This window comes from Halomonas sp. TP35 (assembly GCF_052375975.1).
GTDB classification, from domain to species: Bacteria; Pseudomonadota; Gammaproteobacteria; order Pseudomonadales; family Halomonadaceae; genus Vreelandella; species Vreelandella citrativorans.
Genome location: NZ_JBQSUZ010000003.1, coordinates 278,293 through 289,087 on the forward strand (window position 1 = coordinate 278,293; position 10,795 = coordinate 289,087).

The window sequence follows — 10,795 nt, forward strand, 5'->3', positions numbered from 1 at the left end:
GATTAGCATCGTTCCGGCTTGAATATAGCGGTGACTGCCTGCATATCATAAGCAATTATTTTTCTGCGAAGCTGAGCTTACCCATGTCAATCATTGATCCTCGCACCGGCAAACCGCTGACAGCGGATACCGCAAGCACGAATACTGCTGATACCGAACGCGCGCCAGTGCGCCCCGAAGATGTGATTATCGAACTCGATGCGAGCAACATTCAGCAAGTGCTGGAAGCGTCAATGCAGGTGCCGGTACTGCTGGGCTGCTACTCGCCAGCTGATAGCAGCTGCACCACATTGCTGACTGTACTGGAGAAGCTGGCGCTCGAATACGCGGGCACCTTCCTGCTTGGCAAGCTAAATACAGACGCTAATCCGGAAATTTCTGCTCAGTTGGGTGTGCAGGCGGTACCGGACGTTAAGCTGGTGAGCCAAGGCGGCCTTGTGGATAATTTTCAGGGCGCACTGCCCGAGAAAGAGGTGCGTGAATGGTTAGGGCGCTACTTCCCTGCCCCGGCCGACGCACCAGAAAGCCCTGAAGAGCAGGCCGAGGCGGCGCTTGAGCAAGGCGACACCGCAACAGCCCACGGCATTTACCAAGACCTGGTAACGCAATACCCGGAGCACTACGCCTACCAAGTGGCGTTTGCCCGCATATTAGTGGCTGAAGGGCGCGGAGATGAGGCGCGCAGCGTGCTGGAAAATCTCCCCCCCGAAGAGCGCGATGGCCCAGCAGCACGCGGCGTACGCGCCAGCATTGCGTTCAGTGAACAAGCGCTTTCAGCAGAAGACATTGCGGCCTTGGGTGAGCGCGACGATAGCGAAGCGCAATTCCAGCGCGCCCTGCGCCAAGTGGCCGATGGTCAATACGATGCAGGGCTTGAAGCGCTGCTTACGCTAATGAAGCGTGACCGTACCTACAACGATGATGCGGCGCGTAAGACGCTGTTGCAGGTATTTGATGCACTAGGCGCCGACCACCCGCTGACGGTCGCCTATCGCCGTAAGCTGTTTGCGCTGCTTTATTAATGGCTAAGGCTTCAATAGCGCATCCATCCGCGTTAATGCTGCTTCCAATTGAGCGCACGTAGTACCAAAATTTAGCCGCACAAAGCCGGGGTAGCCAAACGCTGCCCCGTCTGAAAGCGCCACACCGGCCTGCTCCTTGAGCGTTTGGTAAGGCGTTTCTCCCAGACCTGCTTCCCTCATATCAAGCCAAGCCAAATATGTTGCCTCCGGTGCGCTTAGGTACACACCCGGCCAGTTGGCAACGCGTGCTTCAAGCGTGGCGCGGTGCTGACGCAGCACATCCAGCAGCGCTTGACGCCACGGCTCACCCTCTCGATACGCCGCTTCTGCCGCCACTAACCCCAGCACGTTTACATCGGGCAACAGGCCCTTGCAGGCAGCGGCAAACCGCTGGTGCACTTCGGGGTCAGGGATGATCGCACATGCGCTGCTTAACCCCGCCAGATTAAAGGTTTTAGAGGGCGCCCATAGAGTAATCGTGCGTTTGGCTAGCTCAGGAAACATGGCCGCTAACGGACGATGTTGAGCATCTTTATTTAGCAGTAGGTCGCAGTGTAGCTCGTCAGAGACAACCCATAGATCGTGCTGTTCAACCAGCTTCACCAACGGCGCCAGCTCTTCACGGCCCCAAACCCGCCCGGTCGGATTATGCGGATGGCACCAGAGTAATATGCGTGTTTTGGGTGTGATGGAGGCTTCAATCGCACTAATATCCAACTGCCATGGCTCGCCTGGGCGTTTAGGCGCGGCCAGCATGGCCTGCTGGGGCAAACGCCCGGTACGCTCAGCGACGGCTAAAAACGGTGGATAAATAGGCGTTACCGTTAGCACGCCATCGCCTGGCTGGGTTAACGCCAGCGTGGCGAAGTGGAGCGCGGCCACGACACCCGGCAGCCAGTGCTGCCAGTCGGGCTGGATCGTCCAGTCATAGTGCGTAGCACTCCATGTGCAGAGCGTTTCTGTTAACGTAGCAGGCACTTCTCCGTAGCCGTAAACACCATGAGCGACCCGTGCTTGTAGCGCCTCAATAACCGCGGGCGGCGAATAAAAATCCATGTCGGCAACCCATAGAGGCAGTACTTCACCGTTATAGCGATGCCATTTTTGGGATGAGTAGCCACCTTCGGGGTGGCGTCGCTCGATAGGCGTGGCAAAATCAAAAGCCATAACAGATCTCACTTATTGACGAAGGTTGGTAACGAGCATGCCGCAAGATGATTTTTATACCAAGGTGCGCGCAGGGTTGTCAGCGCTATTGCAGCAATGGCAAGCGCTTGGTCAGGCCGATGCTGACCAGTTAGCGCTCATACTGGCGGAAACCGCACGGGTTGCCAAACTGGGCACGCCGGACACGACACCCGATGGGGCAATACTTAAACACTGGAGCCAAACACTTGAGGATGACATTCCGCTATGGGCACCCCGCACAGCGGTTTTTCTGCTCAATCAAATGCCTGCCAAGCCAACACCTCAAAGTGAGGCAGAAGCCTGTGCCTGGGCTTACTGCTGGCTGCGCAACCGCACGTTTAACACTGTAGAGGCCGCGCATTCTGAGCTTCCAGCCCACCTTCAAGCACCACTAAAAAGTGCTTTGGAGGCTGCCTGGCGCGATCAGCAGGGGCTACGTCTGGTATAAAAAAGCGTTAACGCTTTCGATAGCACGGCTTGTTGTGCAGCGCGCGGATATACTGGCTGACAAACGAAGAAAAATATTTAATCAATTATAAGGATAGTCATTGATGCTGGACGTTCCGATTAGCTGGCAATTGGCCAAAGTAGCGGTGTCAGTCGCGATGGTGCTGGGACTGGGGGCGATTGCTGTACGTGTGAGCCCCAAAGTGGCAGGGCTTTTATCAGGCTATCCTTTGGGCACCGCGCTGGCACTGTTCTTTATTGGTCTGGAGATATCCCCAACGTTTTCCGCTGAAAGTGCGATTCATACACTAGCGGGCTTTACCGCGACCATGGCACTTGGCGCGGGTTATTGGCTTTGCGGCCGTAAGCCCGGTTTGAAGGGTGTCGCCAGCGGAATGGCAGGTGCTATCACTCTGTGGCTTATGGCAAGCCTGGTGCTTGCCCAGTTCGATTTTACTCGCTTGACGGGTACGCTGGTGACGCTTTGCGCTATCGTATTTTTTACGTGGATTTTCCGGCAAATACCCGACAGCCTGGCCACTGCATGTCAGTCTTTCTCGTGGGGCGCTTTATGTATTCGCGCCTTGCTGGCGACGCTGATTGTCTTTGCCATCACAAGCCTTGCCCATTGGGTACCGCCTGCCTGGGCAGGCACGTTGGCGGCTTTCCCCGTCACCATGCTGCCTTTCCTGCTAATTTTGCATATAACCCAAGGCCCCGCGCCTACCGCGACCGTTATCAAACACTACCCCGTGGGGCTGGGCTCGCTGTTAAGTTACGCCCTGTGTGTCTCTTATACGTATGAAACGTTGGGGCTTGCCTGGGGCACGCTGGCCGGTTTTTTGGTAGCAACGCTATGGCTGCTGGGCTGGCTACAGGTCCAACGCTGGTTTGCCAAGCGACGCGAAGGCAACAGGCAAGCTGCTTGACCTAGCGCTTGCCTGAATTTACAACCCCTGCCAACGATAAGGCGATCACCATGTTTACCCGTACGATTGAGCCGGCGTTTTACGATACGGATGCGCTGGGCCATATTAACAATACGCGCCTACCCGCCTGGTTTGAGCTGGCCCGCAACGACCTCTTCAAGCTTTTTACGCCTGACTTGGACCCGAAGCAGTGGCGTTTGATAATGGCGCGGATGGAAATCGACTACCGTGCAGAACTGTTTTACGGCCATGACGTCGAATTACGCACCTATTTAACGCGGCTGGGCAATAGCTCATTTACCGTCACTCAGGAAGCACGCCAACATGGCACGCTCACCAACCTCGGCCACACGGTGATGGTACAGTACGATCACCAGGCTAAATGCGCCGTACCTATTGAGGGCGCGCTGCGCGACGCCTTGTCGACTCACTTACAAGATGCGCCCGCCTGACGCACCAACCCGCCGGACGAGGCGACCAGGAGCACAGCATGGCCATTCGCTATAATCTCTGGCTGGACCCTGACAATACTGCGCAGCATCGCGCTGTCGAAGCGGATATTGAGCGCTATTTTATTGAGCGCTTTGCAGACTATCCGCATATCCGCTTGTTTGGGGCTGACCCTTACGATTATGATGCCCCGTTTAACCGCCTTTATGACGTACTAATGGCGCGGGCCGCCGAGTATTGCGAGCGGACATGGTGCTATGTAGCGTCTCCTGGGCAGTTGAATCGCTGCTTTTTTCGTGCTGTTGGCCGCTCCAATAAATTTGTTCAAGACGACCATTCGTGAGAGACCAACCTAATGGTGATCCGCACCAACCAGGCGCCCGATGAGCGTCAGCTGGCGATTATTACCCAGCAGTTAGGCCGCGCACCACGTGGCATCGAAGCCGTTGCCGCCACTGATAGCGAAGGTACACCGCTGGTGCTGCGTATGGCGCCGATTGTTGATAGCAAACCCTTTCCTACCCTGTACTGGCTCTGTTCTGATGTACTAAAGGTAGAAATTTCACGCATTGAAGCGGTGGGGGTTATCAAATCACTTGAGCAGCGCCTGCAAGAAGAGCCAGAATTTCTAGCGCATTATCAGCAAAGCCATCGTGACTATGTAAAAGCCCGCTGGGATTATATGAGCGACGCCCAGCGCGCAGAGGTTGCACGGCTGGGCTATACCGATGTGTTGACCGAGCGTGGCATTGGCGGTATCAGCAACTGGCAACAGATACGCTGCCTGCACACTCAGTATGCCCATCATCTATGTGGCGATAATGTGATTGGTCAGTGGATGGATGAGCACCACCAGGTAGACCAGCACCTTCCATAACACCGCTTTTCTCATAAGCGTTAAGGAACCCAATTAATGTCCCGAATTTGCGTTTATCTCGGCTCACGAGAAGGTAACAGCCCGGCTTATCGCCAAGCAGCCCAGGCATTAGGTACTGTGCTGGCAGAGCGAGGGCACACCCTGGTATACGGCGGCGCGCGTATTGGCCTAATGGGCGAGCTTGCTAATGCGTCGCTGGCGGCAAGCGGCAACGTGATAGGCGTTATGCCGGACCATCTGGTAGAGCGCGAGCAAGCGCACTTTGGACTCACCGAACTGATCCGCGTGCCCAACATGCATGAACGCAAAGCCACCATGGCCGCTAACGCCGACGCGTTTATTGCCATGCCAGGCGGTATCGGTACCTTTGAGGAGCTGTTTGAGATTTGGACCTGGGGCTATTTAGGCCTGCATGAGAAGCCCATGGGCCTACTGGATACCGAGGGGTTTTATACGCCACTATTGGCATTTCTCGACAACACCGTGACGCAGGGTTTTCTAGCTCAAACGACACGGGATATGCTGCTGGACGCGGCAACACCAGAGGCGCTACTTGACGCGCTGGAGAGCCAGCTTAGGTAGAGGTGAGCGAGGCGGGCATGGCAAGCGCGCTACGCGCCGCGGATAACGTTGCGGGTGCGCTGATAGGTGAGCTGGAGCAGACGGGCATCTTCTCCCGCCCGGTGACGATGGATATCGACCTCGGTAATCATGGCCTCTTTGGTACCGCTCCATATCGCTTGCTGCTCTTCGCTCAACAAAATGCGCAGCGCCTCCAAGCGGAAGCGAGGCAGCATGCCTGCATGGTGGAACAACAGCGAAAGCCAGGTATTATCGTAGCCCCAGCTGTCGCTGTACGCTTTGCCTAACCCGCTTAACTCATCGTTGAGCCACTGGGCCACCTGACGAACAGGGTGCCCTTCCTGGTACAAGCGATCACGCGAAATACCGTGCAAGAGCTCTGCTTTAGGGTCCCAGTGCGTCCACTCATCCAGTGGTTGAATAAGAAACGCGCAGCAGCTACCGTCAGCACGTGCAATGCCAACTTCTATGGGATAACTACCACGCCCAAATCCGGACGCTTCAATATCTAATACAGTGGGTAGCGTCTCGGACACTGACTTCCTCATTCAATCATTGGGCGCAATCATTACTCGTTAGCCCATTACGCGGCGGTCACATCGTTGAGCGGATGCCGTTCAGCCAACTGTTCCCAGTAGGCAGCTTGGCTCTCATCTATGCTTAAGCCTAGCTCACCCAAACGATAGGCGCTGACCAGCCGCTCAGCAGCCAAATAGTGACCGGACTGCGCCGCACGGGCATACCACGTTACCGCATAATCTTCACGGCGCGGATATTGCGCGCAGCCGTGCTCGTAGATCTGGGCCACCTGGTACTGTGACTTCACATCACCCGCTTGAGCGGCTTCCACCACATAGCGTGCCCCCCGCGCTTTGTCCTGCGGCGATAAGCTACGATGAAACAGCATATGCCCGTAAACGGACAGTGCATCAGGATGCCCCGCTTCAGCGCAGCGCTTGAACAAACGCATGGTAAGACGCTGTGTGCGCTCTGAACGCGGTAACAACCAACGGTTTTGAAACAGCCGTTCAGCTAAACGAAACTCTAGCCGAATAAACAAAGATGATGCCTGCGGCATGGCAAACCACCCTGCCAATTTGTTGAGATATTGAATTAGCGGTCACTACATCATTTGACTGCCAATCACACGAAAAACCGGGGTCAGCCGGCCAATGGGGTGGCAAGCATACGCCTGCCTTTGCGACGACTCAACCCCATTGATTTGCTGCTTTCAAATAGCCTCGCTAACATGCTTCTCACACACCGTCATTCATCACCTTTATAAACGCCTATTCGGCGATAATTTTCGCTTTAGCGAGGAGACAAAAATGCAAACGCGCCCACTTGGCAGAACGGGAATTGAGGTCAGTCGACTCTGCCTTGGTACGATGACGTTTGGCGAGCAAAACAGTGAGGCAGAAGCTCACGAACAGCTGGATCGCGCCGTCGCTTTCGGTATCAATTTTATCGATACAGCTGAGATGTACCCCGTACCGCCCAAAGCCGAAACGCAAGGATTAACGGAAGCCTATGTTGGCAGCTGGCTGAAACAGCGTGGCGACCGCGATGACGTCATTATTGCCACCAAGGCAGTAGGCCCGGGGCCTGAGCATATCCGGGGCGGCCCACGTTTGACGCGTGATCATATTCACCAGGCCATCGACGCAAGCCTTAAGCGTTTACAAACGGACTATGTCGATCTTTATCAGCTGCATTGGCCAGACCGCAACACCAACTTTTTCGGCAAGCTGGGCTACGCGCATCAGGAGAATGAAGATGCCACGCCGCTTGAAGAGACGCTTTCTGCACTCAAGGAGCTGGTGGATGCTGGCAAAGTAAGATCGATCGGCCTCTCCAATGAAACCCCGTGGGGCGTCATGCGATCGCTTCACTTGGCCGAAAAAATGGATCTACCGCGAGTGGCCTCCATACAAAATCCTTACAACCTGCTTAATCGCTCGTTTGAGGTGGGCTTGGCGGAGATTGCTCATCGCGAAGACGTAGGCTTGCTGGCTTATTCTCCCCTGGCCTTTGGTGTTCTTTCTGGCAAGTATCTTAATGACGCATGGCCCGAAAAAGGCCGCCTGACGCTTTATGAGCGCTTTAAGCGCTACACCTCACCAGAGGCGGAGGCGGCGACAAAGGCCTACGTTGAGCTGGCCCGCGAACATGACCTTGACCCCGCACAAATGGCACTGGCGTTTATTAATTCACGCAGCTTTCTTACCAGCAATATTATTGGTGCCACCACACTGGACCAGTTGGAAAGCAACCTGGCCAGTGAGAGCCTTAAGCTGGACGACGATGTGCTTAGCGCGATTGAGGATATTCATCGCCGGATGCCAACCCCCTGCCCCTAAGCATTGATACACACGCTATTAAAGCGATAGCCTCGGCCAACGCCGAGGCTTGATATACTATCGGCCATGATTTTGTTCTTATCTGGTTTTGCATCGGCCGAAGGAGTTCACCTTGCTAAGCGTTATTTCGCCAGCGAAAACGCTGGATTTTGAAACGCCCTCCACCACTCACCAGGTGACACAGCCCGACTTTCTAACGGAAAGCCAAGCGCTGATCGATATCCTGCGTGATTACTCACCTCAGCAGATCAGTGAGCTGATGGGCATCAGCGACAAGCTTGCTGGCCTTAATGCGGCACGCTTTGCTGAATGGGAGCCGCCGTTTTCACTAGAGAATGCCAAACCTGCCGCTCAAGCGTTCCAAGGCGATGTTTATACCGGCCTGGAGGCTCAAACGTTCAGCGATGCGGAGAACCGGTTTGCCCAACAGCACCTGCGTATTTTGTCAGGCCTGTATGGCTTACTGCGCCCGCTGGACCTGATTCAGGCTTATCGACTGGAGATGGGCACCAAACTGTCTAATCAGGCGGGTAAGGATTTATACGCGTACTGGAAGCCTACACTGACCAATGCCCTTGATCAGGCTATTACAGAAAGCGGTTCAAAGGTTCTGGTGAATCTTGCTTCTAATGAGTACTTTAAAGCGGTAGATGCCAAAAAGCTTAACGCCCGCGTCATCACGCCGGTGTTTAAAGATGAGAAAAACGGCACGTTTAAAATCATCAGCTTTTATGCCAAAAAGGCCAGAGGCCTAATGAGTGCCTGGATTATTCATCAGCAGGTGAACGACCCTGAAGCGCTTACAGCATTTAATGTGGCAGGCTACCAATTTGATGCAGTGTCCTCTGAAGGCGATACGCTGGTGTTCACACGCAAAGAAGCAGACCGATAAACATTTCCCCCTTTGCTAAAAAAAAGTTACGCCGCGTGAGGAGCGCGGCTTAAGCAACCGGCGATGTACCTCTTTAAATAGCGCGGTATCACAGCGATCAAGCCACTCATAAGCCACCATATCCGCCGTCACCGCAATGGCGCCTTGCGCACAGGCACGCTCACGCGCAAAGCGAGCTTCCTCACAACGACGGCTCGCTGTCGCTTCACTTAGCCAATACACGCTATATCCAGCTTCCAGCAAGCCAAGCGCGCTCTGCAACACACAGATGTGTGCTTCTGTGCCGCAGATCACGACTTGTTGCACCGATTGGGCCTTTAATGCTTGGGCAAATTCAGGCGCTTCCATTGCGCTGAAATGATGTTTTTGCCAAACCTGATGCTCACCCAACTCGCTTATCAAACCAGCTGCCGTCCCCCCGAGTTTTTCAGGGTATTGTTCGGTAAGCCAGACGGGGACTGCCAAAGCTTCTGCTACGTTTGCAAGCCAGGCGGCCTCCTCTATTACCTGCAAACCGCCTTCAATCACCGGCAGTAAGCCTGCTTGAAAATCGATCATTAACAATAGGCTACGATCTCGTTGTAGGCGCATGTTTTCCCTCTTATTCTTTATGCTTATGAGTGCCATTAAGATAGTCCATTCTAAGCGCCCAAGCGCTAAACTAGCCGCTCAATACTTTCCACACGCTCATTACGTTGAGCTTACGTTCTTAATGGCTTTGAAACATTGGAGATTGCCATGTTACGACAATTGTTTGTCATGCTGCTGGTCAGCGTTATGGGGTTTAGCGTTGCGGTGGAGCATGCGGAAGCGCGCCGTATGGGAGGTGGTGGCAATATGGGCAGCATGTCCCGTTCTGCGGACCGCCCGGCCAGCACACCCAGTACACAACAAGCGCAAGGTGGCCAGCAGCAGGGCCAAGCGGGTGCTGCGGCAGTACGTAGAGGCGGAATGGGCGGCATGATGGGCGGCCTTCTGGCTGGAGGGCTAATTGCCGCACTCTTTTTCGGCGGTGCCTTTGATGAGCTAAGAATGATGGACCTGCTCATGGTGGTCGGTATCGCAGTGCTTGCGATGATCGCTTTCCGTGCGTTTATTCGCCAGCGACGTCCAGCGCATGCTTCCGAATCCAACTACCAACGTACGCAGCACGTGCCATCAGCGCCTGCTGCTGGCTCAGTAGGCGCTGTGCCTGGTAGCTTGGCAAGCAGCCTGCAAAGCACGCCTGCCTGGTTTGATAAAGAGCAGTTTTTAAACGGTGCTAAAGAGCATTTTATGACGCTGCAGCGTGCCTGGGACAATAACGACTTTAGCCAGATTCAGGAGTATGTCACTCCCGAGCTCTATAACCTGCTACGCACCGAGCGCGCTCAGCATCCTGCCAATAATCGTACCGACATCGTACGTTTATTTGCCGAACTGGGGGATATTAACGAGTACGAAGGTAATGCTGAGGCAAGCGTAATCTTTCATGGCATTATAGAAGAGAATGGAGAGCAGACCGAGTTCAACGAGTCGTGGCACTTAACCCGTGCAATGCGTGACCAGGCACCCTGGTATGTGCAAGGTATTGAGCAAAACCCTGGCGCTTAAAACGCGGGGCTATCCCTTCAAACGGCCGCTAAAAGCGGCCGTTTTTCTTTCCAAGGGACAACCTAATCAACCGTTTAAATCAACACGTTGAATTAGTTCTCAGCAGCCTCTTCGATACTCTTACCCGCGCTTTCAATGCTTTCGCCGGCGCTTTCAATACTATTATCAATACTTTCACCCGCCTCTTCAGCAGGCCCCTGGTTATCACAGGCAGCCAAACCGCCTGCAAGCAGAGCCATCAACACCGCCGCTGATAACTTCTTAATCACTTGTCCGTTCATCCTGTTTCTCCTCCTGAGATAACGCATAAGGCGTTCTTCTATCAACGTCTGCACCATTTTAAAGACAACAGTACGCTACCACCACCCATATCAGGGTAGCTGCTTGGAGCAGAAAATCGTAAATTTTAGGCAAAAAAAATCCCCCCGGGCGCAAGCCCGGGAGGATTTTTCACA

General features: G+C 54.4%; 15 protein-coding genes. 10 read left to right on the forward strand and 5 right to left on the reverse strand.

Translation table 11 applies throughout. The features are described 5' to 3' along the window. The first annotated feature begins 83 nt into the window (after positions 1–83). Complete coding sequence (locus ACT3RU_RS06620; RefSeq protein ID WP_192527232.1) at positions 84–1,022, forward strand: co-chaperone YbbN; 939 nt, start codon at positions 84–86, stop codon at positions 1,020–1,022. A gap of 3 nt (positions 1,023–1,025) precedes the next feature. On the opposite strand, the gene ACT3RU_RS06625 is transcribed toward ACT3RU_RS06620, so the two are convergent. Further along, positions 1,026–2,189 (reverse strand): MalY/PatB family protein, encoded by a 1,164-nt coding sequence (locus ACT3RU_RS06625; protein ID WP_192527233.1) that lies wholly within the window; start codon positions 2,187–2,189, stop codon positions 1,026–1,028. A gap of 37 nt (positions 2,190–2,226) precedes the next feature. Between ACT3RU_RS06625 and ACT3RU_RS06630 the strand changes: the two genes are divergently transcribed. The 6 genes from ACT3RU_RS06630 (at position 2,227) to ACT3RU_RS06655 (ending at position 5,495) form a co-directional block, all read left to right on the forward strand. Next, the gene (locus ACT3RU_RS06630; protein WP_192527234.1) at positions 2,227–2,658 is read left to right on the forward strand and encodes a hypothetical protein; all 432 of its coding nucleotides are present in this window, start codon (positions 2,227–2,229) and stop codon (positions 2,656–2,658) included. A gap of 103 nt (positions 2,659–2,761) precedes the next feature. Continuing rightward, positions 2,762–3,586, forward strand: a complete 825-nt coding sequence (locus ACT3RU_RS06635; RefSeq protein ID WP_192527235.1) for a hypothetical protein — start codon at positions 2,762–2,764, stop codon at positions 3,584–3,586. A gap of 50 nt (positions 3,587–3,636) precedes the next feature. Continuing rightward, on the forward strand, positions 3,637–4,038 hold the full coding sequence (locus ACT3RU_RS06640; protein WP_087110152.1) for an acyl-CoA thioesterase: 402 nt from the start codon (positions 3,637–3,639) through the stop codon (positions 4,036–4,038). Positions 4,039–4,076: 38 nt separating this feature from the next. Next, positions 4,077–4,379, forward strand: a complete 303-nt coding sequence (locus tag ACT3RU_RS06645) for a hypothetical protein (RefSeq protein WP_087110154.1) — start codon at positions 4,077–4,079, stop codon at positions 4,377–4,379. A 12-nt stretch (positions 4,380–4,391) separates the two neighbouring features. Continuing rightward, positions 4,392–4,913, forward strand: coding sequence for a DUF501 domain-containing protein (locus ACT3RU_RS06650; protein ID WP_192527236.1), 522 nt, complete (start codon positions 4,392–4,394; stop codon positions 4,911–4,913). Between the two features lie 36 nt (positions 4,914–4,949). Next, entirely contained in the window at positions 4,950–5,495 is a 546-nt protein-coding gene (locus ACT3RU_RS06655) for an LOG family protein (RefSeq protein WP_192527237.1), read from the forward strand. Positions 5,496–5,524: 29 nt separating this feature from the next. Here the strand turns inward: ACT3RU_RS06655 and ACT3RU_RS06660 are convergent, their stop codons facing one another. Both ACT3RU_RS06660 and ACT3RU_RS06665 read right to left on the reverse strand, forming a co-directional pair. Further along, positions 5,525–6,031, reverse strand: a complete 507-nt coding sequence (locus ACT3RU_RS06660; protein WP_172119057.1) for a hypothetical protein — start codon at positions 6,029–6,031, stop codon at positions 5,525–5,527. A 47-nt stretch (positions 6,032–6,078) separates the two neighbouring features. Continuing rightward, positions 6,079–6,573, reverse strand: coding sequence for a tetratricopeptide repeat protein (locus tag ACT3RU_RS06665; protein ID WP_087110162.1), 495 nt, complete (start codon positions 6,571–6,573; stop codon positions 6,079–6,081). A 250-nt stretch (positions 6,574–6,823) separates the two neighbouring features. On the opposite strand from ACT3RU_RS06665, the gene ACT3RU_RS06670 reads away from it, so the two are divergent. Both ACT3RU_RS06670 and yaaA read left to right on the forward strand, forming a co-directional pair. After that, positions 6,824–7,855 carry an NADP(H)-dependent aldo-keto reductase gene (locus tag ACT3RU_RS06670; protein ID WP_192527238.1) on the forward strand — a complete coding sequence of 344 codons (1,032 nt, stop codon included), beginning with the start codon at positions 6,824–6,826 and terminating at the stop codon, positions 7,853–7,855. A 112-nt stretch (positions 7,856–7,967) separates the two neighbouring features. Further along, positions 7,968–8,747 carry a peroxide stress protein YaaA gene (gene yaaA / locus ACT3RU_RS06675; RefSeq protein ID WP_192527239.1) on the forward strand — a complete coding sequence of 260 codons (780 nt, stop codon included), beginning with the start codon at positions 7,968–7,970 and terminating at the stop codon, positions 8,745–8,747. A 15-nt stretch (positions 8,748–8,762) separates the two neighbouring features. On the opposite strand, the gene ACT3RU_RS06680 is transcribed toward yaaA, so the two are convergent. Beyond that, on the reverse strand, positions 8,763–9,338 hold the full coding sequence (locus ACT3RU_RS06680) for an isochorismatase family protein (RefSeq protein WP_192527240.1): 576 nt from the start codon (positions 9,336–9,338) through the stop codon (positions 8,763–8,765). Positions 9,339–9,485: 147 nt separating this feature from the next. Between ACT3RU_RS06680 and ACT3RU_RS06685 the strand changes: the two genes are divergently transcribed. Further along, positions 9,486–10,340, forward strand: coding sequence for a Tim44 domain-containing protein (locus tag ACT3RU_RS06685; RefSeq protein ID WP_192527241.1), 855 nt, complete (start codon positions 9,486–9,488; stop codon positions 10,338–10,340). A gap of 92 nt (positions 10,341–10,432) precedes the next feature. Here the strand turns inward: ACT3RU_RS06685 and ACT3RU_RS06690 are convergent, their stop codons facing one another. Further along, entirely contained in the window at positions 10,433–10,621 is a 189-nt protein-coding gene (locus ACT3RU_RS06690; protein ID WP_087110171.1) for a hypothetical protein, read from the reverse strand. Positions 10,622–10,795 lie beyond the last annotated feature (174 nt).

Bases quoted from the DNA above. Each gene is read 5' to 3' on its own strand.
- ACT3RU_RS06645 (WP_087110154.1), top strand. From the start codon at position 4,077: ATGGCCATTCGCTATAATCTCTGGCTGGACCCTGACAATACTGCGCAG.
- ACT3RU_RS06625 (WP_192527233.1), bottom strand. From the start codon at position 2,189: ATGGCTTTTGATTTTGCCACGCCTATCGAGCGACGCCACCCCGAAGGT.
- ACT3RU_RS06630 (WP_192527234.1), top strand. From the start codon at position 2,227: ATGCCGCAAGATGATTTTTATACCAAGGTGCGCGCAGGGTTGTCAGCG.
- ACT3RU_RS06665 (WP_087110162.1), bottom strand. From the start codon at position 6,573: ATGCCGCAGGCATCATCTTTGTTTATTCGGCTAGAGTTTCGTTTAGCT.
- ACT3RU_RS06640 (WP_087110152.1), top strand. From the start codon at position 3,637: ATGTTTACCCGTACGATTGAGCCGGCGTTTTACGATACGGATGCGCTG.
- ACT3RU_RS06655 (WP_192527237.1), top strand. From the start codon at position 4,950: ATGTCCCGAATTTGCGTTTATCTCGGCTCACGAGAAGGTAACAGCCCG.
- ACT3RU_RS06680 (WP_192527240.1), bottom strand. From the start codon at position 9,338: ATGCGCCTACAACGAGATCGTAGCCTATTGTTAATGATCGATTTTCAA.
- ACT3RU_RS06650 (WP_192527236.1), top strand. From the start codon at position 4,392: ATGGTGATCCGCACCAACCAGGCGCCCGATGAGCGTCAGCTGGCGATT.
- ACT3RU_RS06690 (WP_087110171.1), bottom strand. From the start codon at position 10,621: ATGAACGGACAAGTGATTAAGAAGTTATCAGCGGCGGTGTTGATGGCT.
- ACT3RU_RS06670 (WP_192527238.1), top strand. From the start codon at position 6,824: ATGCAAACGCGCCCACTTGGCAGAACGGGAATTGAGGTCAGTCGACTC.
- ACT3RU_RS06685 (WP_192527241.1), top strand. From the start codon at position 9,486: ATGTTACGACAATTGTTTGTCATGCTGCTGGTCAGCGTTATGGGGTTT.
- ACT3RU_RS06620 (WP_192527232.1), top strand. From the start codon at position 84: ATGTCAATCATTGATCCTCGCACCGGCAAACCGCTGACAGCGGATACC.
- ACT3RU_RS06635 (WP_192527235.1), top strand. From the start codon at position 2,762: ATGCTGGACGTTCCGATTAGCTGGCAATTGGCCAAAGTAGCGGTGTCA.